The 22238-nt window shown below is 61.8% G+C and carries 21 protein-coding genes; 8 read left to right on the top strand and 13 right to left on the bottom strand.

Features of this window, described 5'->3' with window-relative positions:
- Window positions 1-7 precede the first annotated feature (7 nt).
- Window positions 8-2200: a TonB-dependent receptor gene (locus AC07P1_RS16165; protein WP_494696774.1), complete on the top strand. Its 2193-nt coding sequence runs from the start codon at window positions 8-10 to the stop codon at window positions 2198-2200.
- A gap of 117 nt (window positions 2201-2317) precedes the next feature.
- A complete protein-coding gene (locus tag AC07P1_RS16160; RefSeq protein ID WP_494696773.1) occupies window positions 2318-3454 on the top strand; it encodes a PQQ-dependent sugar dehydrogenase in 1137 nt (378 codons plus the stop codon).
- A 226-nt stretch (window positions 3455-3680) separates the two neighbouring features.
- On the opposite strand, the gene AC07P1_RS16155 is transcribed toward AC07P1_RS16160, so the two are convergent.
- Window positions 3681-4109 (bottom strand): DUF7832 domain-containing protein, encoded by a 429-nt coding sequence (locus AC07P1_RS16155; RefSeq protein WP_494696772.1) that lies wholly within the window; start codon window positions 4107-4109, stop codon window positions 3681-3683.
- Window positions 4110-4141: 32 nt separating this feature from the next.
- A complete protein-coding gene (locus AC07P1_RS16150; RefSeq protein WP_494696771.1) occupies window positions 4142-4819 on the bottom strand; it encodes a HEAT repeat domain-containing protein in 678 nt (225 codons plus the stop codon).
- A gap of 375 nt (window positions 4820-5194) precedes the next feature.
- Here AC07P1_RS16150 and AC07P1_RS16145 point away from each other — a divergent pair, with 375 nt between their 5' ends.
- A complete protein-coding gene (locus tag AC07P1_RS16145) occupies window positions 5195-5695 on the top strand; it encodes a hypothetical protein (protein ID WP_494696770.1) in 501 nt (166 codons plus the stop codon).
- Window positions 5696-5843: 148 nt separating this feature from the next.
- Here the strand turns inward: AC07P1_RS16145 and AC07P1_RS16140 are convergent, their stop codons facing one another.
- Both AC07P1_RS16140 and AC07P1_RS16135 read right to left on the bottom strand, forming a co-directional pair.
- Window positions 5844-6923 (bottom strand): GGDEF domain-containing protein, encoded by a 1080-nt coding sequence (locus AC07P1_RS16140; RefSeq protein ID WP_494696769.1) that lies wholly within the window; start codon window positions 6921-6923, stop codon window positions 5844-5846.
- Between the two features lie 291 nt (window positions 6924-7214).
- Window positions 7215-8612: a DUF2799 domain-containing protein gene (locus AC07P1_RS16135; RefSeq protein ID WP_494696768.1), complete on the bottom strand. Its 1398-nt coding sequence runs from the start codon at window positions 8610-8612 to the stop codon at window positions 7215-7217.
- A gap of 93 nt (window positions 8613-8705) precedes the next feature.
- On the opposite strand from AC07P1_RS16135, the gene AC07P1_RS16130 reads away from it, so the two are divergent.
- The 3 genes from AC07P1_RS16130 to AC07P1_RS16120 are packed head-to-tail and all read left to right on the top strand — an operon-like array spanning window position 8706 to window position 11510.
- A complete protein-coding gene (locus tag AC07P1_RS16130; protein WP_494696767.1) occupies window positions 8706-9872 on the top strand; it encodes a DUF5009 domain-containing protein in 1167 nt (388 codons plus the stop codon).
- 9 nt (window positions 9873-9881) lie between these two features.
- Complete coding sequence (locus AC07P1_RS16125; RefSeq protein WP_494696766.1) at window positions 9882-10952, top strand: acyltransferase family protein; 1071 nt, start codon at window positions 9882-9884, stop codon at window positions 10950-10952.
- Window positions 10953-11003: 51 nt separating this feature from the next.
- Window positions 11004-11510 carry a hypothetical protein gene (locus AC07P1_RS16120; RefSeq protein ID WP_494696765.1) on the top strand — a complete coding sequence of 169 codons (507 nt, stop codon included), beginning with the start codon at window positions 11004-11006 and terminating at the stop codon, window positions 11508-11510.
- A 123-nt stretch (window positions 11511-11633) separates the two neighbouring features.
- Here the strand turns inward: AC07P1_RS16120 and fusA are convergent, their stop codons facing one another.
- Entirely contained in the window at window positions 11634-13745 is a 2112-nt protein-coding gene (fusA, locus tag AC07P1_RS16115; protein WP_494696764.1) for an elongation factor G, read from the bottom strand.
- Window positions 13746-13957: 212 nt separating this feature from the next.
- Between fusA and AC07P1_RS16110 the strand changes: the two genes are divergently transcribed.
- Together AC07P1_RS16110 and AC07P1_RS16105 are read left to right on the top strand one after the other, a co-directional pair.
- Window positions 13958-15061, top strand: coding sequence for a phospholipase A (locus tag AC07P1_RS16110; protein WP_494696862.1), 1104 nt, complete (start codon window positions 13958-13960; stop codon window positions 15059-15061).
- 244 nt (window positions 15062-15305) lie between these two features.
- Complete coding sequence (locus AC07P1_RS16105; protein WP_494696763.1) at window positions 15306-16910, top strand: methyl-accepting chemotaxis protein; 1605 nt, start codon at window positions 15306-15308, stop codon at window positions 16908-16910.
- Between the two features lie 6 nt (window positions 16911-16916).
- On the opposite strand, the gene AC07P1_RS16100 is transcribed toward AC07P1_RS16105, so the two are convergent.
- The 8 genes from AC07P1_RS16100 to tmk all read right to left on the bottom strand — a co-directional run bounded on the left by AC07P1_RS16100 (window position 16917) and on the right by tmk (window position 22238).
- Window positions 16917-17117 (bottom strand): hypothetical protein, encoded by a 201-nt coding sequence (locus tag AC07P1_RS16100; RefSeq protein WP_090318760.1) that lies wholly within the window; start codon window positions 17115-17117, stop codon window positions 16917-16919.
- 157 nt (window positions 17118-17274) lie between these two features.
- Window positions 17275-17523: a hypothetical protein gene (locus AC07P1_RS16095; RefSeq protein ID WP_090318763.1), complete on the bottom strand. Its 249-nt coding sequence runs from the start codon at window positions 17521-17523 to the stop codon at window positions 17275-17277.
- Window positions 17524-17581: 58 nt separating this feature from the next.
- Window positions 17582-18505, bottom strand: a complete 924-nt coding sequence (locus tag AC07P1_RS16090; protein WP_494696762.1) for a class I SAM-dependent methyltransferase — start codon at window positions 18503-18505, stop codon at window positions 17582-17584.
- 125 nt (window positions 18506-18630) lie between these two features.
- The gene (locus tag AC07P1_RS16085) at window positions 18631-19305 is read right to left on the bottom strand and encodes an ankyrin repeat domain-containing protein (RefSeq protein ID WP_494696761.1); all 675 of its coding nucleotides are present in this window, start codon (window positions 19303-19305) and stop codon (window positions 18631-18633) included.
- Between the two features lie 7 nt (window positions 19306-19312).
- Window positions 19313-20092 (bottom strand): TatD family hydrolase, encoded by a 780-nt coding sequence (locus AC07P1_RS16080; protein ID WP_494696760.1) that lies wholly within the window; start codon window positions 20090-20092, stop codon window positions 19313-19315.
- Between the two features lie 57 nt (window positions 20093-20149).
- A complete protein-coding gene (locus AC07P1_RS16075; RefSeq protein WP_363509570.1) occupies window positions 20150-20530 on the bottom strand; it encodes a PilZ domain-containing protein in 381 nt (126 codons plus the stop codon).
- A gap of 10 nt (window positions 20531-20540) precedes the next feature.
- Entirely contained in the window at window positions 20541-21578 is a 1038-nt protein-coding gene (locus AC07P1_RS16070) for a DNA polymerase III subunit delta' (protein WP_494696759.1), read from the bottom strand.
- A 27-nt stretch (window positions 21579-21605) separates the two neighbouring features.
- Window positions 21606-22238, bottom strand: a complete 633-nt coding sequence (gene tmk / locus AC07P1_RS16065; RefSeq protein WP_494696758.1) for a dTMP kinase — start codon at window positions 22236-22238, stop codon at window positions 21606-21608.

The following is a 22238-nucleotide window of genomic DNA, read 5'->3' as shown; positions in this document are numbered from 1 at the left end:
ACGAATCATGCCCACTCCAAATCTGAAATTGTCCCCGTTCGCGCTGGCCGCGATGCTCATGGCCGGCGCCGCCGGCGCGCAAGCTCAAACCGCCGCAGGCGCGGCGGCCGATGTCGCCGAGGGCAAGATCCAGACCGTGGTCATCAGCGCCTCGGCGGATGCGTCGGCCGACGGCTTGACCAAGGATTACGCCGGCGGCCAGGTGGCGCGCGGCGGCCGTCTTGGCCTGCTGGGCAATGTGGACATGATGGATACGCCGTTTAATACGCTCAACTTCACCCAGGCCGTGATCCAGGACCAGCAAGCGCGCAGCGTCGCCGACGTGCTGCAAAACGACCCGTCGGTGCGCGTCGCGCGCGGCTTCGGCAACTACCAGGAGCTGTATGTGATTCGCGGCTTCCCGGTCAACTCGGACGACCTGGCGTACAACGGTTTATTCGGCCTGTTGCCGCGCCAGTTCGTCGCCTCCGAACTGCTCGAGCGCGTGGAAGTGCTGCGCGGCGCGAACTCCTTCATCAACGGCGCGGCGCCTGGCGGCGGTGGCGTGGGCGGCTCGATCAACCTGCTGCCCAAGCGCGCCAGCAACACCCCGCTGACGCAGCTGACGGTCGGCGTCGATAGCGGCGGCCAGGGTTACGGCGCGGTCGACATCGGCCGCCGCTTCGGCGAGAATGGCAACACCGGCATCCGCGTCAACGCGGTGCGCCGCGACGGCGACACGCCCATCGACGGCGAGAAGCGCGAGTTGTCGGTGGCCTCCGTCGGCGTCGACTTCCAGGGACGCGGCTTCCGCCTGTCGGCCGATGTCGGCTATCAGAACCACAACCTGCAAGGCGCGCGCCCGAGCGTGACGGTCAGCCAAGGCATCGCCCTGCCCTCCGCGCCGGACTCGGACAGCAACTGGGCGCAGAAGTGGACGCACTCGAAGGAACGCGACACCTTCGGCACCTTGCGCGGCGAAGTCGATCTGGTCAAGGACACGGTGGCTTGGGCAGCGCTGGGCGCGCGCAGCGGCGACGAGTCCAACATCATCGCCGAACCTACCGTTGGCAGTACCGGCGGCGCGGCCAGCATGTATCGCTTCGACAACGTGCGCCACGACAGCGTGCGCACCGGCGAAATCGGCGTGCGCACCAAGCTGCGCACCGGCGCCATCGGCCATAGCCTGAGCGCGACGGCGTCGGGGTTCTGGACCGAGTCACGCAACGCCTACGCATTCAGTAACTTCGCCGGCTTCGCGACCAATATCTTCACTCCGGTCGATGTGGCGGCGCCGGTCGCCGATTACTTCACCGGCGGCGCCATGAGCGATCCCAAAATGACCGCCAAATCGATCCTGTCCAGCTACGCGCTGGCGGACACGCTGTCCATGCTGGACGATAAGGTGCTGCTGACCGTCGGCGTGCGCCGCCAGACCATCAAGTCCGACAGCTACGACTACAACTCCGGCGCCTCGCTGTCGCACTACGATCAAAGCAAGAACACGCCGATGGCCGGCATCGTTTACCGTCCGGTGAAAGCGGTGTCGCTGTACGCGAACTATACCGAAGGCCTGCAACAGGGGCCGGTGGCGTCCGGTGACGTCGACAATATCGGACAGTCGTTCGCGCCGTACGTATCGAAGCAAAAGGAAATCGGCGTCAAGTACGATATCGGCACGGTGGGCGCCAGCGCGGCGGTGTTCAGCACCAAGCAGCCATCGGCCTACGTGCAAAACAGGATCTTCGGCGTCTTCGGCGAGCAGCGTAACCGTGGTCTGGAGATGACCGTGTTCGGCGTGCCGACGCGCGGCCTGCGCGTGCTGGGCGGCTTGACTTTGCTCGACACCGAGCAGCGCGTCACCGCCGGCGGCGTCAATCAAGGCAACGACGTGATCGGCGTGCCGAAGACGCAGTTGAACATAGGCGCGGAGTGGGATGTGCCGGGCGTGCGTGGCCTGAATCTGAACGCGCGGGCGTTGTACACGTCGTCGCAGTATGCCGATGGCGCGAATCTGCAGGAGTTGCCGTCGTGGAGCCGGTTGGATATCGGCGCGAGCTATGTCGCCACCATCGCGGACCGCAAGGTCACTTTCCGCGCGCGGATCGACAACGTCGCGGACAAGAGCTACTGGGCGTCGGCCGGCGGATATCCGGGTTCGGGGTATCTGGTGCTCGGGTCGCCGCGTACGGCGGTGTTGTCGGCGACGGTCGACTTTTGATGTGAATCCGCGATATTTGAGGGAGTTTTGCTCTACACTCCCCAACGCCCCTATGGACCAGCAGTGCTTTTCGCCCCAACAACCTGGCATCAATACGCGAATGGAGATCTGGAAAACATGAATATGAGCATGCTCGGCCTTGCCACCACTTTCTCGCTCACCCTGCTCGCGTTCGCCGCCGCCCCGGCAGCCGCGAACGCGCAGGCCAGCGCATCCGCGACCGGCGGCCTGCCTTTCGAGGTCAAGCCGGTCGGCACATTCAAGAGCCCATGGGCCATGGCATTCCTGCCCGACGGCAACGTGCTGGTTACGCAAAAAGAAGGAGCGATGATCCTGTTCGATCCCGCAACCGGTACCAGGCGGACAGTGTCCGGCACACCCGCCGTCAGCAGCAAGGGCCAGGGCGCGCTCATGGACATCGTGCCCGCTCCCGATTTCGCGGCCAGCAAGCTGATCTACTTCAGCTACTCCGAGGCGGCCCCCGGTGCCAGCAGCCGGGTCGTGCTCGCCACCGCGACATTGGATCAGGCAGGCGGCACGCTCAAGGATACAAAAGCCATTTTCCGCGGCCAGGATGCTTCGACTGGCGGGCACTATTCGGGCCGTATCGGCTTTTCGCCGGATGGCAAGCATCTCTTCTTCACCAGTGGCGACCGCCAGCTTCTCGATCCGGCGCAGGACCCCGGGTCGACGCAAGGCAAGGTGCTGCGCCTGAACCTCGACGGCACGCCGGCCGCCGGCAACCCGCTCGCGGCCAAGGGCTTCCATGCAGCCGTCTGGTCGTATGGCCACCGCAACCTGCTGGGCATCGCCTTCGACAGGCAGGGGCGCCTGTGGGAAATGGAGATGGGGCCGCGCCATGGCGACGAGATCAACCTGATCAAGCCAGGCCTCAACTATGGCTGGCCGAGGGCATCGAATGGCAGCCACTATGACGGCCGGGACATCCCCGACCACGCGCCCGGCGACGGCTTCGAGGCCCCGAAAGTGTCCTGGAACCCGGCCATTTCACCGGGCGGCCTCGCCTACTATGACGCGGATCTGTTCCCGAAGTGGAAAAATTCCCTCTTCATCACCGGCCTCTCGGGCCAGTCGCTGGACCGCATCGCCCTCGACGGCGAGAATGCCACCAAGGAGGATCATTGGGACATGGGCGAACGAATCCGCGCCGTGCGCACCGGGCCGGATGGCGCGCTATGGCTGCTGGAAGACGGTCCGCGCGGCCGGCTGCTGATGCTGACGCCGAAGAGGTAGGCCAGGCGGAGGGGCGGTGTGGTGCGGGCATGCCATGCCAGTAGATATGTTTGCAGCCGAGCTTGCCCTGATCGGTCGGGTTCTGGCTAGCATGCTCACCACCGGCCAGTGTCGGTAGCAGTGATTGTGCCCTGGCATCAGTACGGCTGCGAACACGGCCGTTATCTTAACGCCGACCTCCTGCCGTGTGTCTGCTTCCCCAAAGCGGACGTTGCAAGCTCAAATTCTAACCCGACTTTTTCTTCCATTCAGAAAATCTACTCGCAATTACGGGTTCCAACAGATTATACGAATCCCAAGTGTCTGACACATGGTATAGCGATTCTAATCCCTCCCCAACAGCTTTTTCATAATCCGTAACGTATTCCGGCAACTCCCCTTCATAATATGAGGCGGCGAACGAGCTGCCCTCTTCGTTAACATCTTCGTCGGTGAATTTACCATCGCAGTGTTCTAAAAACCAAGCTCCAGGAGTGGTCACCCTGTTCTTCAGGAATTTTAGTTCATTGTTAAATTCGACTGCATGGAGTTCTCCAGCTAATCCATTAAGTAAACACCAGCCCACGAACATACCAATGTGGGTTGCGGCAGCTTCGGCAGCCAATCCAGCAGGAAAGTCACCGCCAGAATGCCATGAGGCATCATCAAATTTCAAAATCATCTCCAAATCGAAATGTAAATCCGTATTCAACGGTAAGGCCGCTGTTGGCGGTTGTGGCCGGTCTCGGCTGAGCCCGATGGTTGATGCGAATTATCTTTCGCTAGCTCATCAGCGTACCTTTTAGCTAAGGCCAGCAAATTCTCTCGTCTATCTGCCAAGGCTTGTGAAAGGTATGACGCAAACAGGCCTGAACCAACAGTTTTGAGTGCAGAAAGTGCCCCCATCTGCGAATACTCGTCCCCACTTTCCCACGCAGCCTTGGCACAAGAAACAACAGCAGTTGATTGCATGTGCGCCAATGAGAGGAGCGCCATCCTACGTGTACGTTCGTGCTCGTCCTGCATAAACGCAATCAATAGCACTTCCGCCTCATCGCGAAGCTGAACGCAGCACCCTAGTTGCTCAGCAATGTCGTCACCTGCAAGCCCACCTCTCGCAAGTGAGTGTTTGGCGATTGCAAGCATCGTCGGCTCGCTTTGTGCGACAAGTTCAGCTATGTGATCAGTGTTGGCCTGCTCAAGCACGTAGAGTATGTCCGTGACGTCATCGGCTGACCAGTTCTCCGGCGACACGCGTGCCAAGAATTCCTGGAAAGCGCTTATTACACCACCTTCGCTCCACCAGAACTCATATTGATCTACCCAACGGTTGGTGATTAGCCAAGTCCGAACTTTTTCAACCTCAGCACGAAAATCTGCTGCCATATTTCGTTATCTTTCCAATTGTCCTGCAACGGGATGGTCGTTTCCTATGGATGGTCTGGATGCAGGGCAACTTCCTTCAATCCAATACGAATAACTAGGTTTATGCATAAGTAATCTGATTGCATACATCAAAGTCCGTTGCTTGTTAATTTCCATTGAATGTCCGGTCCAAGCCTGACCCAGCCGGTAACTATCAGGATAGCAACTTGCTAATGCAAAAAGTTCACGCTTTGTCACTGCCGGGCAAAAGTCTCCCGAAGCTGCCGTTACTAGCGGTCAGATGAGCGGAATAACAACAAAAAAACAATGTCTGATTGTCATTTTCACAATGAAGTTCTATGATTGGAAATTCGCCCCTCCTCCGAAAGATGCTCGATGAATAAATTGCCCCTGCGCGTCGCTGCCGGCGCCCTTTGGCTCGCTGTTTCCAGCGCGTCGATGGCTGATTCTTCCGTTACTATGCCAATTGAAATCAACGGCACGCTGACGGAAATTCCTGGCCCGTCGCTGCGCTGTCCGTCCAAGTTCGGCGGCGTGATCATCGGGCGTGGCGAAGGCGCCCTTACCGGACCGGTGGCATTCATCGCCAATGATTGCATCACCCAAAGCGGCACGTTGTTTACGTTCAGCGCAGGCAAGTTGATTGTCCTCACCGTAGCCGGCGACCAGATCTTCGCCGACTATAGCGGTCAGTTTGTTCCAACGGGCGTAGGGTCGAATTTCGTATTCACTGGCGCCACGTTCCAAGTGACAGGCGGCACGGGGAAATTCAACAAGGCCAGCGGCGGCGGCAACATGACCGGCACTGAAGACATCAGCACGGGCCAAGGCACGATCAAACTGAGCGGTCGCATCACCTATAAAAACAGGAACTGATCCAATATGCATGTCGCCGGGCAGAGATGGCCGCGCGACAAGTCCCCTCACATTCCGCATGTCACTAAGTGAGAGCGTCGTCCAGTTCAAAATGCTCCACCAACCCGACCTGTTCGTTACTCTTCGGGCGCGTGTACCTTAAACGACTTCAGCTCTTCGCTAACGGTTGCGAAGGGTCAGCAATCACCACGCGGTTGCGGCCGGCCTGCTTGCCTCGGTAGAGCGCGGCGTCGGCACGCGCCACGCAGTGCTCGAACGTTTCGCCAGGCAGGCGGGTAGCGCAGCCGATCGTCACGCTGACCGAGAGCGGCCGGCCGTCATCGGCGATCCGCAACGCCTCGACCGAGGCGCGGATGCGTTCGGCGATGTTGGCGCCCTGTTCGACGCCCCCGGCCACGCAGATTAGAAACTCCTCGCCGCCCCAGCGCGCCACCCGTTCGTCCGGTCGCACACTGGCCTCGATCGCCTGCACCACCTGCACCAGTACGCCGTCGCCGGCCTCGTGGCCGAAGGCGTCGTTGATGCGCTTGAAGAGGTCTATGTCGGCCAGTAACAGCGTTGACGCGCCGCCCGCGACCAGGGCGGTATCCACCGCATAAATCATTGCCCGGCGGTTCAGCGCGCCGGTCAGCGGGTCGGTCGATGCGATCGCGCGCAACCGCTGTTCCGACGCCAATACCGCCTTGTAATAAACGTTCGCGAGCAAGCCCAGCATCAGGAAGCCGGCGCTGACGTTAAACCAGCGCAACAGTGTCAGCACATCATGCGACACCGTCACCGGGGGCGCGTTTGCGTGTGCGTAGGCATCGAGCGCCAAGTAGATGGCGAGCAGCACAACGCCATGCAGCAGCTTGCGTCGCAGCTTCGCGCCGGGGCTGACAAAGATCATGGGCAGCATCACCATCAGGTAATAGTGGAAGCCGCTGTCCCAACCGATCAGGGTCACGGCCAACGCGGCGTGCAGGATGATTTCGATCCAGATCAGCCCCATTGCCACGCTGTTGCGGCGGTGCTTCAGCGCCAGCCGGGCGGCGACATAGATCAACATGCTGGCGCCGTTGACCCAGACCATCACCGGGACGTCGATCGCATAGAAGAGCAGTGCGAAAAGCAAGTGCGCCACGAGCGCGGTCTGGCAACCGATCGACATCACATGCCAAAACGTGCGTCCGGTTTGGCGCTGCAGCAGGAGGCCAGCATCGCGCACCTCCGCAGGGTTGAGTTTCATCCTGGAATCCTCATTGACAGCTGACCGCTTCGATAAACATATCGTCTTATGTCTGTCAACGAGAGGCGGTCGGGAGCGCGGACAGGGAACAAACGTCGGCTCTCTGTCGCATTCAGCCCTTCGAGGCAAGAATACCATGTTGCCGAAATGAAAGGGAATAGTTTCTCTACGGGCCGTCGTCGCGAGAGATGCGTCGAGGCCATTGAGCACCTGCTCATTGAACACATGCTGTGAGGTCAGGTTAAAAGGCGTACTGATGGCGCGGCCCGCGCGCGGCGCCATTTCGGCGATTTAGTATATCTCGCGGCGCAGGCGCTGCATTTGCATGTCGTGCCGCTCGACCCAGCGGCGCGCTTCGTCCAGCTGCCATTCAAGGCGGCGGATGTAGTCGATCAGCTCGCGCCTTTCCTGTTCGCGGCGGCGGTCCTGCTTCTTGGACTCCTCGTTGACCTGGCGGTCCTTGGATTCCTGCGCGCCGCGTGTATCACGCTCCAGGCGGCCCAGGCGCCGATTGGCGTCGTACAAACGGCTTTCAAGATCGTTGACGTCGTTGAGCGCCTGCGCGCGTTTCATCGCCGCCACCTCGAAATCCTGCCCGCTAACGTACGCGCGCTTTAGCTGGTTACGCAGTTCGCCCCGGCATACCTCCACCGCCATGCCGCTGTTGGCGCGACCGCGTTCGAAGGCGTTCTCCGGCACGCAGTATTTGGCGTTCTGCTCCTCCCATGCCTTGGTGTAGACGTCGCGCGTCGAAGGAATGACAAATACGCCGTCGCGCGAGGCGCTGGCCTTGCGCTCCTCCAGCAGGAACGGTTTGCCGTAGCCGTCCTCCAGGCCCGCCTGGCGCCAGTGGTCGTCCAGGCGTTTTTCCCAAGCCTTGCGGTACTCGGACTCGAACACCTTCAAGCCCTTTTGACGCGCCTCCTTGCCGCGCGTGCCGAACTCCTTGCCGCTGACGGCGTCCTGCGCGCCGAGATTGCGCCAGTAGTTGACGATCTCCGCGTTCCAGGCCGTGCGGTACACTTCCTCCTGCACCTGCACCCCGGCGTCTCGCGCGGCCGCAGCGCGGTCCCGGAAACGGCTGTCCGGCGTGCCGTTGCGGGCGTCGGTGAAGCCGGCGTCCTGCCAGAAAGTGCGGTTACCGGCGTGCCAGCCGTTGGTGTATGCCGCTTCGTCGAAGCGCAGTTGCGCGGCCGCGGCCCGCGCGCGGCTGTCCTCCTTCTTCGTCAACGGCAGGCCCTCGGCGCCTTCGCTCTTGCCGATGCCTTCCCAATATTGGGAGTTCCCCTTCAACCAGCCCTCGTCGTAGCCCGCCTGGTTCAACGGCGTCTTGCGCTTGCGGACCTCGTCGCCGGCCGCGCGCACCGCGTACTGCGATTGCTGCAGCCCCTTCGCGCCATCGATGGCGCCTACCGCCGCCCACATCTCCCGGTTGCCCTGCTCCCAGCCGGCTGTATAGCGCGCGCCGGCATCGGCGCCGGCGGGCTTTTTGTCGTCGCCATGATCGTCGCAGAAGTCCTTGCGATCGGCGAAAGTGGGCGGCGCGCCGTCAAGACCGTCCGTCCGGCCGATCTGGTTCCAGTCTCCCGTCTTGCAAGCTTCTATGCGCTGTTTCATCGATGCGCCGCAGCCTCCAAGCACCAGGGGCAAAACAAGCATCAGCGGCAGCAGGCGGGCGATAGAGATCATGAGGTCCACGAAAGAGTTTTTAGCGGCGAGATTATAGATCTAAAGATTAAATAGATGATAATCTTAGAGTATCTAAATAGAAAGATTAAAATCTTGCGCGTACTTGCTATCGATGCTTTCCGTGGCATCACCATCCTGGTCATGATCTTTGTAAACACGCTGGCGGGCGTGAGCGGAATGCCACCCTGGATGGGACACGTGGCCGCCGGCGTCGACGGCATGACCTTTCCCGATGTCGTCTTCCCCGCCTTCCTTTTCATCGTCGGCATGTCGATACCGTTCGCAATGGCGCAGCGCCAGGCGGCGGGCGACACGGGCTGGAAGTTGTGGCGCCACGTGCTGGCCCGTGCCGCCGGCATGCTGGTGTTCGGCGTCTTCATGGTCAACGCGGAAGCGGGCTACAACGAGGCGGCGATGGGCATGACCATCCACGTCTGGTCGCTGCTGTTCTACCTTTGCGCGATACTGGTGTGGGCGGTCTACCGCTTCGAGGACAAGCGGCTGGCCCTCGCGCTACGGCTGGCCGGCTTGGCCGGGCTAGTCGCGCTGGCGCTCGTTTTTCGCGGCGGACCGGATGGCAATGAGAGGTTGGCGCCGCAATGGTGGGGCATACTTGGGCTGATCGGCTGGGCGTATCTGTATGCGACCATCGCCTGGCGCCTGACCCGCGCGCGTCCGCTGCCGATCGCGCTGACGGTGCTCGCCTGCGTGGCCTGGTACTGCGTGTTCAACGCCGGTGCTGCGCAGCCGTCCGCGTTGTGGAAGCTGTTGGGCGCACAATCCGGCAACGCGATTCATACCGCCATCGCCCTGTGCGGCGTGCTGACGACGATGATCTTCTTCATCGATGGCCGTCCGCGCGCGCAACCGTTCGCCAAGGCGCTTCTGTTCGCGGCGCTGCTGGCGGCGCTGGCGTTCGCGCTGCGGCCCTGGTTCACGATATCGAAGATCGGCGCGACGCCGAGTTGGGCGCTGTACAGCGCCGCGATCTGCGTACTGCTGTTCGCGGCGATGTACTGGCTGGTGGACTTGAAACAGCAGCGCGGCTGGGTTGCGTTCTTCCGGCCGGCCGCCGCCAATCCCCTGCTCACCTATATCCTCCCCTTCATCATCTACGCGCTGATGGAGACGCTGAACCTGGCCTTTCCTTCCGTGCTGGGCGCCGGCGTGCCGGGCCTGATCTGGGCGGTGGCCTACGCCCTGATCGTCATGGCGCTGGTCGCTGGCCTCAACCGCCTGCACATCAAACTACAACTCTAACAAGAAACTATGCGCATTAACTCTATCGACGCCGTACGAGGCCTGACCGTGGCCGCCATGCTCCTGGTGAACAACGCGGGTGACTGGTCGAACATCTATCCCTGGTTCGAGCACGCACACTGGCACGGCTGCACGCCGGCGGACTTCATCTTCCCGACCTTCCTGCTGATCGTCGGCGTGTCGCTCCATCTGGCGCTGGGCCGGCAACTGGACGCCGACGCCGGTCCGCTCGCCCGCAAGGCGCTGGCCCGCACGGTGCTGCTGCGCGGCGCGCGCATCTTCCTGCTCGGTCTCGCCCTCAACGTCCTCTCCACGCTGTTGATGGACGGACGTCCATTCCGCCTGCTCGGCGTACTACAGCGGATCGGCATCTGCTTCGCGTCGGCGGGCCTGCTGGCCATCTACGTGCGCGGCGCGCGGGCGCAGTGGGCGATCCTGGTCGCGATACTGCTCGGGTATTGGGGAATGCTGGTCGCCGGCGGTTCGCTGGAGCCGAACCTGAATCTGGCCGACCGCATCGACAGCGCGCTGCTCGGCCCACTGTCCTACCAATACGATGCGGCGACGGGGCTGGCGCACGAACCCGAAGGCATCTTGAGTACGCTGCCGTCGCTGGCCACGGTCATCATCGGCTTGCGCGCGGGCGCCTGGCTACGCGACGGCCGGATTCGCCAGCTCGCCATCGGCGGCGTCGTGGCGTTGGCCGCCGGTGGTGTGTGGTCGTTGCTGCTGCCGCTGAACAAACAACTGTGGACGTCGTCGTTCGTCCTGTGGACGGGCGGTTTCGGCATGCTGGCCATCGCCGTAGCCTACCAGTTGATCGACGTGCGCGGCTGGCCGCCGCTGGGCCGCGCAATGGGCATCAACGCCATCGCCGCCTACGCCGGATCGTGGATCGCCACCTGCCTGCTGGCCTACAGCGGCGTGCTAACGCCGCTGTATCAAAATGTCTTCGCCACGCCGCTCACGCCGCTGCTGGGGCCGGCGGCGGCCTCGCTGGCTTTCGCGGCCTGCTTCACCGCGGTCTTCTGGCTGGCGACGATCTACGCGGAGAAGCGCGGCTGGCGCATCACGATCTGACCATCATTCGCTATAATCCAACGTCCTCAACAACACTGAAGAAAGCTTCGGATGATCAAGCGTTTGCGTAGTTCCATCGCGGCCGGCGCGCTGCTGCCGTTGTTGGCTTGCCTGTCCGGAGCGGCCGTGGCCGATACCTTCGAGACCATCGAATCGGCGCCGCTGAAGGAGGTCTGGCTCAATGGCGGGTTTTACTCGTATCACTTCGACCGCGACAAGGATTTGAACGATAGCAATCCGGGCTTGGGGGCGGAGTATCGATTTTCCACGGTGGCGTCGGCGACCGCCGGGCGGTTTTATAACAGCGACCGGGCGTATTCGAATTATATCGGCGTGTATTACCAGCCGTTCAACGTTGGGCCGGTGCGGCTGGGCGCGGTGGTGGGCGGGTTTAACGGCTATCCGAAGATGCGCGATGGAGGCTGGTTCCCGGCGCTGATACCGACGGCGAGCTTTGAGTATAAAAGCGTGGGGGTGAATGTCGCCTTCGTGCCGAAGTATAAGGACCGGTTGTATGGCGCGCTGTCGATCCAGCTCAAGTTGAAGGTGTTTGATTAGCCTCGGCCATCGGCTGATGCATGGGTCAACGGGACCCACGCATGGCGGATTACGCTGCGCTAATCCGCCCTACGTGGTTCCGTTGTTATTCAAGCCATCTGCCCGGGCTTGAATATTTCCCCGTCAATGCCGCGACTTCGATGACACCGCGATCTGGTCGAGGATGTGCTTGGGCACCGCCGCGTAGTGCTTGAACTCCATCGTGTACGTGGCGCGCCCTTGCGTGAGCGAACGTAAGGTCGTCGAGTAGCCGAACATCTCCGCCAGCGGCACCAGCGCGCGGATGATCTTGCCGCCGCCGCCGGGAATCTCGTCCATCCCCTGCACCATGCCGCGCCGCGCCGTCAGGTCGCCCATGGCGTTGCCCATGAACTCCTCCGGCGTTTCCACCTCGACCTGCATCATCGGTTCCAGCAGCACCGGGTCGGCCCGCTTCATGCCATCCTTGAACGCCATCGAGCCGGCCATGCGGAAGGCGTTTTCGTTCGAGTCGACATCGTGGTACGAGCCGAAGGTCAACGTCACCTTGACGTCCACCACCGGATAACCGGCCAGCACGCCGCTGCGCAAGGTTTCCTGCACGCCCTTGTCGACGGCCGGAATGAACTCGCGCGGCACCACGCCGCCCTTGATGGCGTCGACGAACTGATAGCCCTTGCCCGGCTCCATCGGTTCCAGGGTCAGCACCACGTGGCCGTACTGCCCGCGCCCGCCCGATTGCTTGACGAACTTGCCTTCGACATCGCTCGCGGCCTTCTGGATGGTCTCGCGGTAGGCCACCTGCGGCTTGCCCACCGTCGCCTCGACGCTGAACTCGCGCCGCATGCGGTCCACCAGAATCTCCAGGTGCAGCTCGCCCATGCCGGACATGATGGTCTGGCCCGATTCCTCGTCCGTGTGCACGCGGAAGGACGGGTCCTCCTGCGCCAGGCGATTGAGCGCGATGCCCATCTTTTCCTGGTCGGCCTTGGTCTTCGGTTCGACCGCCTGCGAGATCACCGGTTCCGGGAAGATCATCTTTTCCAGCACGATGACGTGGTCCGGCGAGCTCAAGGTGTCGCCGGTGGTCACGCCTTTCAGGCCGACGGCGGCGGCGATGTCGCCCGCGTACACCTCCTTGATCTCCTTGCGCTCGTTGGCGTGCATCTGCAGGATGCGGCCCAGGCGCTCCTTCTGGCTCTTGGTCGGGTTGTAGACCGTGTCGCCGGAATTGACCACGCCCGAGTACACGCGGAAGAAGGTCAGCTGGCCGACGAACGGATCCGTCATGATCTTGAAGGCGAGCGCCGAGAACGGGTCGGCGTCGCTCGGATGCCGCTCGATCGGATTGTCGTCCTCGTCGGTGCCGGCGATCGCCGGCACGTCCAGCGGCGACGGCAGGTATTCGACGACCGCGTCCAGCATCGCTTGCACGCCGCGATTCTTGAACGCGCTGCCGGCCAGCATCGGCACGATCTCGTTGCGGATGGTGCGCAGGCGCAGTCCGGTCTTGATCTCTTCCTCGGTCAGCACGCCGCCGTCCAGGTATTTTTCGAGCAGCTCGGGCGTGCCTTCTGCGGCGGCCTCGACCATCTTGTCGTGCCACTCTTGCGCCAGCGCTTGCAGGTGCTCGGGGATGTCCTCGTAGGTGAACTTGACGCCCAGGCTTTCGTCGTCCCAGTTAATGGCGCGCATTTTCACCAGGTCGACGACGCCATGGAAGTTATCCTCGGCGCCCAGCGGAATCTGGATCGGCACGGCCACGCCCTTGAGGCGGTTGGCCACCTGCTCGCGCACGCGGAAGAAGTCGGCGCCGACGCGGTCCATCTTGTTGACGAAGGCGATGCGCGGCACTTTGTACTTGTTGGCCTGGCGCCAGACGGTTTCCGATTGCGGCTGCACGCCGCCGACCGCGTCATAGACCATGACGGCGCCGTCGAGCACGCGCATCGAGCGTTCGACCTCGATCGTGAAGTCGACGTGGCCCGGCGTGTCGATGATGTTGATGCGGTGCTCGGCGAAATTGCCGGCCATGCCTTTCCAGAAGGCGGTGGTGGCGGCCGAGGTGATGGTGATCCCGCGTTCCTGTTCCTGCTCCATCCAGTCCATCGTCGCGGCGCCATTGTGCACCTCGCCGATCTTGTGATTGACGCCGGTATAAAACAGGATGCGCTCCGTCGTGGTGGTCTTGCCAGCGTCGATGTGCGCGCTGATGCCAATGTTGCGGTAACGCTCGATGGGGGTCTTGCGGGTCATCACAAATCTCCTTGAACACGTAGTGTCTTTAAGCCTTGGGTAGTCTCAAGTGCGGCGATAGTTGCCGAAATCAAGTCCTGAAAAACTTTCCTAATGTGCGACATACCTAACGGCAAGTAATGTAGTCTGTGTAATAAACTGCAAGCTTACATCTCACCTGGAAAAAATGCATGGTCCTCCGACGTAAAACCGCCCTCCTCCTCTCCTTAGGCATGGGACCGGCTCTGGCTTTAGCACAGTCCGCTCCGCCCCAGGCCGCCGATCTCGAATTGCGCATCGAACGTTGCTCGGTACTGGGCGACGCCAGCGCCCGCCTCGCCTGTTACGACGGCCTGGCGCGCACCACGCCGACCAAGCAGGCGGCGGGCGGCGCGGCCGTCGGCGTGCCCGATCCGGGCAACGACAGCAAACTGGTCGGCAACCTGGTCATGCCGGCCAGCACCCAGCCGGCCGAACCGCCGGCGGCGCCGGCCGATGCGGCCATCCCGGCCAAGGTCGCCGAGCTGACCACCATCCCGCCGCAGGACAAGGTCTCGCGCATGGTGCAATGGTGGGAGCTGGACCGCTCGGCCAAGCGCGGCGTGTTCAACTTCCGCCCGCACCGCGACACCTATCTGTTATTGGCGAACTACAGCAGCAGCAGCAACGATACGCCGTTCCAGGAATTCTCGCCCGACGGCCTCAAATCCAAGCACGTCGAGTTGATGTACCAGCTTAGCTTCAAGATGAAGATGATCGAGCAGGCCTTCGGCTGGCCGGTCGATCTGTGGTTCGGCTACACGCAGGAGAGTTTCTGGCAGGCTTACAACCGCTCCGAATCGAGCCCGTTCCGCGAGACCAACTACCAGCCGGAGCTGATGCTGACCACGCCGCTGGCGCTGAACCTGGGCGGCGTCGACGTGCGCTTCCTGACCTTGGGCCTGGTGCACCAGTCGAACGGCCAGACGTCGACCTTGTCGCGCAGCTGGAACCGGGTTTACGCGCAGGTGGGCGCCGAGAAAGGCAACTTCGCGGTCAATTTCCGTCTGTGGCGGCGTTTGGATAATGCGCGTTCGGATAACGACAATATCGATATCACCGATTACCTCGGACATGGCGATTTGAACGCGAGTTACCGTTTCGATGGACATGAATTGTCGGTCACGGCGCGGCGCAACTTCCACACCAACCACGGCGGTCTGCAGGCCGGTTGGGCGTTCCCGGTCTCGGCCAACCTGAAGGGGTATGTGCAGGTCTTCAGCGGTTACGGCCAGAGTTTGATCGACTATAACTACGCGCAGAAATCCATCGGCGGCGGCTTCAAGGTCGATTTCTAAAGATTGCCAAACAAGCCGCAAAGCCGCCACAAAGCTCGTTTTGCGGTTTTTTCCTGTGTCGAATTTGGCACAAAATTCCCATTGCCTCCCGGCATGAAACTGCCTTATATTTTCCCTCAGCATCTGCTTGTGCAGATACTTTCGGTCTCCCTCCGATTTGACGCGACCGGTTTCTTGACCGGCCACCAGACACCAGGCGGAACCGGATATGCATCGTCAATACATGGCGCACTGGGGGAAAATAATGAAATTCGCAAACTTGAAAATTAGCGCACGGCTAGGCTTGGCTTTCGGACTGGTCGTCGCTTTGCTGCTCGTCGTCGTCGCCGTCGCCATGGGCGGCATGTCGTCGGCCGAACAGCGCCTGCACAACATCATCGACGACCGCTATTACAAAATCGAACTGACCAACAACGTCAAATACAACGTCGCCAACATCCACAAGCACATGCGCAATGTCACCATGGCCGCCGACGCAGCTGCCGTGCAGCGCGAGGTCGATACGCTGAACGCGATTCGGGCCAGCAACCGCGAACTGCTCGACAAAATGGACAAGGTGCTCAACATCCCCAAGGCGCGCGAGCTGTTCACCGCCATCGTTGCCGCCCGCAAGGTTGACCTCGAAGGACAGACGTCATTGCTGAAGCTGATCAATGAAAGCAAACAGGATGAGGCCCGTACCTTGCTGACGACCACCATCGCCCAGAACGAGCGCAACTACGCCAGCCTGCTCACCGAGATGAGCATGGTGCAAACCGAACGCATGAAGTACGAGGCCACACAAACCAAGCTGGGCTTCGCCTCGGCCGCCCGGCTGATGATCGGCATCGCCGTGGCCGCCGTGGTGCTGACCTTGCTGATCGCCTGGGGCGCCAGCCGCAGCATCACCGTGCCGCTGCACCACGCGGTGGGCATGGCGCGCCGTGTCGCCGACGGCGACCTGTCGGCGCGCATCGAGGTGACGTCGACCAACGAGACCGGCCAGTTGATGAGCGCGCTCAAGGACATGAACCGGAGCCTGACGGACATCGTCGGCCAGGTCCGCACCGGCACCGACACGATGGTGACCGCGTCGGTCCAGATCGCCACGGGCAATATGGACCTGTCGGCCCGTACCGAGCGCCAGGCCAGCGCGCTGGAGGAAACCGCGTCGTCGATGGAGGAGCTGACCAGCACCGTGCAGCAGAACGCGCAAAACGCCGAGCAGAGCAATATCCTGGCGGAGTCCGCTTCGGAGGTCGCTTTGAAGGGCAAGAACGTGGTGGCGCAGGTGGTCGACACCATGGGCGCGATCAACGAATCGTCGCGCAAGATCGTCGACATCATCGGCGTCATCGACGGCATCGCTTTCCAGACCAATATCCTGGCGCTCAACGCGGCCGTCGAGGCGGCCCGCGCCGGCGAGCAGGGACGGGGCTTCGCAGTGGTCGCCTCCGAAGTGCGCAATCTGGCACAACGCTCTGCGGCGGCCGCCAAGGAAATCAAGACACTGATCGGCAACTCGGTGCAGCAGGTCGACGCCGGCGCGCAGCTGGTCAATCAGGCGGGTAGCACGATGGATGAGGTGGTGGCGAGTGTGCAGCGGGTGACCGGCATCCTGCGCGAAATCAGCCTCGCCAGCGCCGAGCAGACCACGGGCATTTCGCAGATCAACGAGGCGATCATTCAAATGGATGACGTGACACAGCAAAACGCGGCGCTGGTCGAACAGGCGGCGGCAGCGGCGCAAAGCATGCGCGAGCAGGCGTCGCATTTGTCGGAGGTGGTCGGCGTGTTCCGCCTGGACGAGGCGCAGCGCGCGCCACGTTTGGAAGGGACCAAGCGGACAAGGATCGCGTTGCCCGCCTGAGGCATATCAGCGACCAGGCGAGCCGCGCAGGATGCGCGCCGGTAGCAGCACCACGGCGCGCAACAGTTCGAACACCCCCTCCACGCCTATCCCGATCAGCCTGAACGGCAAGGTCAGCAGCCAGAACACCGGATACAGCAGCAGCGCCAGCAAGGCCAGCGGCCAGCAGAGAAACAGCAGAACCAGCCACAGCACAAAACTCAGCATGAGAAGCCCCCGATCCAGTGATGCGATTGTCAATGCTGTCACTGTAGAACGGTGCGACGGCGCGGGCAATTGCCGTGCGACCAACTGCGTATAAACGCGATCAATCGCAGGAATCCGGGGATAAACGGAGGGAAAAACGGGGCTTGGCTGGCCCGGACTACTGGCCCAGGCAGATAATCTTGGTCACGTACTCGTGGGCGTTCGGCTTCTTCTTGCCCGCCCAGGCGATGGCCTCGTTGGCCTGCTCGATGGTCAGGATCGACGCTTTTTCCTTGGACTTGATGAAGGACACGCCCTCGAAGGCGCCTTCTTTGCTGCGCATGACTTTGGCGAACACGGGCGGCTTGGTCTCGCCGTCGGCGATCTTGTTTTGCTGGATGAGGTAGCGCTGGTCGTTCTGTTCCATATATCTCTTTCGGTAAAAAACGAAATATACGCTTCAGAACGACCTTCGTGGGGACTTTTTAAGCGTAGGCCGCGATGGCCGTGGCCGGCCGCGTCACGGTATCGTGCAGGATTTCGGCGCGCAGCGCGGCCTGCAGCGACGGGATCGAGCCACCCGCGCGGTATTGGAAGCTGACCTGCAACACGTCACCTTGCCGGGCCTTGATCGGCGTCGCCAACGGCAAGGTCATGTAGTGGTTCAGCCAATCGATGGTGGTCGAGCGCTCGGCGACGACGGCCAGCACGTTCTTGGTCACGAAACGCATCGCGCTGATCTCGCCGGCCTTTTCGATGACGAACTTGCCCTCCCAGGCGTAGGCGAGCTCGTTGGGCTGGTTGAAGTCGATGATGCTGTAGACGGCCGGCTGCGCCGCCTCCACCGTGCCCGGATAGACCACGTTGGTCTCCTGGAACTGGACGATGGGCGCGTAGAAGCCCTCGAAGTCATACTCCTGCTGCACCGGCTGCACGGCCATGATCACCGCCTCCGGCAGGAACACCGGCAGCGGCCCGCCGAAGCGCTCCAGATAGCGGCGCTTGAACGATTCGATCACTTCGACCTGCTTTTCGCGCAGCATGGCGACATGGATCATCTCGCAGATGACGACGTCGACCGGTTCCGGCGGCAGGTACTCGAAGGCGTCCGCGTGCACGACCTCGACCTTTTCGCCATTGGGATTGAGCGCGAGCATCTTGCGCGCCTCCTTGACCATGTCGGGGTTGAACTCGACGCAATACACCTTCTCCGCCTTGGCGGCCGCGAACCAGGACAGCACGCCGGTGCCGCCGCCCAGTTCGAGCACCTTGGCGCCGGGCTTGACCGCGTAATCGATGGCCGACTTGAACCCGTGCATACGGTTCTGATCCATCAACATATTGTGATGGTAATGGACTGGTATGAATTGCCCCAGATAGCAGCTTTCGATTTCGCGTTCGTTCAGCATGGTTTCCCTTGGTTATGGCGCATTGGACTTTGATTGCAATACGGTGAACCCATTATCGTGAAGATTGCTCGCTTATAAAGTCGCGAGCTAGGTGGGAAACCCCTGCCAATTCCAGCGTTATGGCTTTACTTCCGCCTGGCCGCCAAAAACGCCTCGATCTTCTTGGCGATCCAGGGCTTGTCAGCCTTGGTGGCGAACTCGGCTGCGGTGAGCTTGAAGCCGCCATCCCGCAACGTGGCATCGGCGCCCTGCCGCAATAGCAATTCAACAATCTCCTCCTTGCCTTCGCGCGCCGCCATCATCAGCGGCGTCATTCCCGACGGCGATTCGGCGTCGATATAGGCATGCTGTTCCAGCAGGATGTTGGTGATCTCCACGCTGCCGGCCGCCGCCGCGTAATGCAGCGCCGTCCAGCCCTTTTGATTGACATGCGCGCCGCGCTTGATCATATCCAGCACCACCGGCTTATTTTGCCGGAAAGCCGCCATCATCAGCGCCGTGTTGCCGTTGGGCGCCTTGGCCTCCAGGTCGATGCCCGGTTGATCCATTAGCAAGGTGGCGACGTTGACCGCTTCGTGGCGCATCGCCAGGATCAGGCCGGTCTCGCCGCTGGGATCGCGCACGTTGGGATTGAGGCCGCGCGCCAGCACCTTCTTGACGCCGGCGACATAGTCGACCTGCACGGCCCGGAAGAAAGCAACCTCGTCATCGGTCTGATCGGCGGCGAAGGCCGGCAAAGTCACCGCGATAGCGACCAACCCCAGCAGGAGACGGCGGCGAACTGTCCGTAGAATCAACATGAGCTTTTCACGCCACAACGTTGAATAATTTGAAGAAGTTGGCGGAAGTCTGTTCCGCCACTTGCTCCACCGGTATACCCTTGAGCTTGGCGATATATTCGCCGACATGGGCGACGAAGCCCGGCTCGTTCATCTTGCCCCGGTGCGGCATCGGCGCCAGATACGGCGAATCGGTCTCGATCAGGATGCGTTCCAGCGGCACTTCCAGCGCCACCGCCTGCAAGTCCTTGGCACTCTTGAAGGTCACGATGCCCGAGAACGAGATATAAAAGCCCATGTCGATGGCGGCGCGCGCCACTTCCAGCGATTCCGTAAAGCAGTGCATGACGCCCGCGACGCCACCGGCCTCGGTCCCTGCGCCCTCTTCGCGCATGATGCGGATGGTGTCCTCGCTGGCCGCTCGCGTGTGAATAATCAAGGGCTTACGCGTGATTCTTGAAGCTTTGATGTGAGTGCGAAAACGCTCGCGCTGCCATTCCAGATCGCCCTGCAGGCGGAAATAATCCAGGCCGGTCTCGCCGATGGCGATGATTTTCGGGTGGTCGGACAGCTCGACCAGCTGTTCGACGCTGGGCTCGGGCGTGTCCTCGTAATCCGGATGGACGCCGCACGAGGCGTAGATGTGCGGGTATTCCTTGGCGAGGGCCAGCACTTGTGGAAAATCCGGCAAGTCGACCGACACGCATAGCGCGTGGGTCACCTTGTTGTCGGCCATCTTGGCCAGGATTTCGGGCATGCGAGCAGCCAGCTCGGGGAAATTAATATGGCAATGGGAGTCGATAAACATGCCGATATTGTACCCCGGACGGGGCCGGCCCACCGGCGCGGCAGTTCGCAAAAACGCTTACAAGGTATGCGTGGCGCGTGACGACCGCAACGCGGCGCCAAGAATCTCCTCGATCCGCAGGCGCGCGCGCTGTCCGCTCTCGTCGTCGGGGAAATGCACGCCAATGCCCTGCGCTTTGTTGTTGTGCGCGCCGGGGGGCGTGATCCAGGCCACCTTGCCGGCGATCGGATATTTGTTGGGGTCGTCCATCAACGCCAGGATCAGGTAGATCTCGTCGCCCAGCTTGTACGGCTTTTGCGTCGGCACGAACATACCGCCGTTCTTGAGGAAAGGCATGTAGGCGGCATACAGCGCCGCCTTTTCCTTGATTGCCAGCGACAACACCGTCGGCCGGGCGATGGGCACGGTGTTCGGATCGACGGGGCTGGCAGCGGACATTGATTACCTTTCAGGCACAGCAAGCGGTATAGTCAAGCAACATATCCTCCAAAAACAGCTTCGGCGACAACGGATGGTCGGAGGTCGCGCGACGTTCGTTGGCACCCTTGATCGCCGCCAGCAGCTTGCTCACGTGGATCTTGTCCGCCAGCCCGGCCAGCTCTTTCTGGTAGCGGGGATAGTAACGGATGTTACCTGCCAGTTTGTAGGAAAACAGATCATAAAGCCAGCGTTGCAACCAAGATACCTGCGCGCTCAGAGGCACTTTTTGAAGTTTATCAGCAACTTTCAACGCGCCGTCGACGCTTGGGCGCGCCAGCAGTTGCAACAGCACTTCCAGATCGTCGCGGTTGCCCGTCTCGGCCTGCGCCATCGCCGCCAGCGGCGCGCCGCCCTGCTCGCGCAGCCAGCTGTCGGCGTCGGCCACGCCCTGCGCCTTGAGCCAGGCCAGCGCCTCGGCGTGGCTCGGCATCGGCAGCGCGAACTTGCGGCAGCGCGACAGGATGGTCGGCAACAGGCGGTCGAGGCTGTTCGAGGCCAGCAGGAACACCGTGCCCGGCGGCGGCTCCTCCAGGGTCTTCAGCAAGGCGTTCGAGGCCGGCATGTTGAGCGCCTCGGCCGGATACAGCACCACCACCCGCAAGCCTTGGCGGTGGGTCGAGATGTTCATGAAATCGGCCAGATTGCGGATCTGTTCGATCTTGATGTCCTTGGACGGCGCCTTGGTCGACTTGGCCGACTTCCTGGTGTCGGCATCGCCTTCCTCGCCACCTTCGGCGGCCGGTTCATCCTCCAGCGCCTCCGGCCGCACGCGGCGGTAATCCGGATGGTTTTGCTGCGCGAACCAGCCGCACGACGCGCACTGGCCGCAGGCGTGCCCGTCGGGCAGCACCGCCTCGCACAGCAGGCCCTGGGCGAAACTTTCGATAAAGTCGGACTTGCCGATGCCGGCGGCGCCGTGGAACAGGATGGCGTGCGGCATGCGCTGGCGCAGCTGTTGCAGCTGCGTCCACGACGACTCTTGCCACGGATAGATGATATTACTCATTATTATTCAAATACTTAGGTGATACATTTAAAGTAGATCGTCAAGTATTGCACCGATCTGCAACTGGATAGCCGCGATCGATTGCGTCGAATCGATCACGCGGAAACGCCCGGGAAACTGGGTCGCGCGGCGCAGATACTCGTTGCGGGTGGCGGCGAAGAAATCGGCCTTCTCCTGTTCGAACTTGTCCAGCGAACGGGTGGCGTCGAGCCGGGCGCGCGCCACTTCCAGCGGCACATCGAACAACAAGGTCAAATCGGGCTGCAGATGCGGATGCACCCACTGCTCCAGCGCTTCCAGCTTGGCCAGGTCCATGCCGCGCCCGCCGCCCTGGTAGGCGAAGCTGGCGTCGGTGAAGCGGTCGGAAATGACCCAGGCGCCGTCGGCCAGCGCCGGCGAGATCACCTGCGCGATATGCTCGCGGCGGCTGGCGAACATCAGCAACGCTTCGGTTTCCAGGTGCATCTTTTCATGCAGCACCAGTTCGCGCAGCTTTTCGCCCAGCGGCGTGCCGCCCGGCTCGCGCGAGCTGACCAGCGCGATCCCGCGCGACTTGATGTAGTCGCTGACGAACGCGATATGCGTCGACTTGCCGGCCCCGTCTATGCCCTCGAAGGTGATGAATTTGCCGCTGTGTTGCGTGGCGCTTTGTTGAGTCAT

The sequence above is a fragment of the Duganella sp. GW821-FHT07F09 genome, from assembly GCF_059418705.1.
Note: the sequence above shows the minus strand (reverse complement) of the source record. Positions and strands in the feature narration are given on the sequence as shown.

Excerpts from the sequence above, each read along its gene's own strand:
- AC07P1_RS16145 (WP_494696770.1), top strand. The coding sequence starts at position 5,195 with ATGAATAAATTGCCCCTGCGCGTCGCTGCCGGCGCCCTTTGGCTCGCT.
- AC07P1_RS16075 (WP_363509570.1), bottom strand. The coding sequence starts at position 20,530 with ATGTCCGCTGCCAGCCCCGTCGATCCGAACACCGTGCCCATCGCCCGG.
- AC07P1_RS16105 (WP_494696763.1), top strand. The coding sequence starts at position 15,306 with ATGAAATTCGCAAACTTGAAAATTAGCGCACGGCTAGGCTTGGCTTTC.
- fusA (WP_494696764.1), bottom strand. The coding sequence starts at position 13,745 with ATGACCCGCAAGACCCCCATCGAGCGTTACCGCAACATTGGCATCAGC.
- AC07P1_RS16150 (WP_494696771.1), bottom strand. The coding sequence starts at position 4,819 with ATGGCAGCAGATTTTCGTGCTGAGGTTGAAAAAGTTCGGACTTGGCTA.
- AC07P1_RS16070 (WP_494696759.1), bottom strand. The coding sequence starts at position 21,578 with ATGAGTAATATCATCTATCCGTGGCAAGAGTCGTCGTGGACGCAGCTG.
- AC07P1_RS16140 (WP_494696769.1), bottom strand. The coding sequence starts at position 6,923 with ATGAAACTCAACCCTGCGGAGGTGCGCGATGCTGGCCTCCTGCTGCAG.
- AC07P1_RS16125 (WP_494696766.1), top strand. The coding sequence starts at position 9,882 with ATGCGCATTAACTCTATCGACGCCGTACGAGGCCTGACCGTGGCCGCC.
- AC07P1_RS16095 (WP_090318763.1), bottom strand. The coding sequence starts at position 17,523 with ATGGAACAGAACGACCAGCGCTACCTCATCCAGCAAAACAAGATCGCC.
- AC07P1_RS16085 (WP_494696761.1), bottom strand. The coding sequence starts at position 19,305 with ATGTTGATTCTACGGACAGTTCGCCGCCGTCTCCTGCTGGGGTTGGTC.
- AC07P1_RS16135 (WP_494696768.1), bottom strand. The coding sequence starts at position 8,612 with ATGATCTCTATCGCCCGCCTGCTGCCGCTGATGCTTGTTTTGCCCCTG.
- AC07P1_RS16165 (WP_494696774.1), top strand. The coding sequence starts at position 8 with ATGCCCACTCCAAATCTGAAATTGTCCCCGTTCGCGCTGGCCGCGATG.
- tmk (WP_494696758.1), bottom strand. The coding sequence starts at position 22,238 with ATGACTCAACAAAGCGCCACGCAACACAGCGGCAAATTCATCACCTTC.
- AC07P1_RS16080 (WP_494696760.1), bottom strand. The coding sequence starts at position 20,092 with ATGTTTATCGACTCCCATTGCCATATTAATTTCCCCGAGCTGGCTGCT.
- AC07P1_RS16160 (WP_494696773.1), top strand. The coding sequence starts at position 2,318 with ATGAATATGAGCATGCTCGGCCTTGCCACCACTTTCTCGCTCACCCTG.
- AC07P1_RS16120 (WP_494696765.1), top strand. The coding sequence starts at position 11,004 with ATGATCAAGCGTTTGCGTAGTTCCATCGCGGCCGGCGCGCTGCTGCCG.
- AC07P1_RS16090 (WP_494696762.1), bottom strand. The coding sequence starts at position 18,505 with ATGCTGAACGAACGCGAAATCGAAAGCTGCTATCTGGGGCAATTCATA.
- AC07P1_RS16110 (WP_494696862.1), top strand. The coding sequence starts at position 13,958 with ATGGGACCGGCTCTGGCTTTAGCACAGTCCGCTCCGCCCCAGGCCGCC.
- AC07P1_RS16100 (WP_090318760.1), bottom strand. The coding sequence starts at position 17,117 with ATGCTGAGTTTTGTGCTGTGGCTGGTTCTGCTGTTTCTCTGCTGGCCG.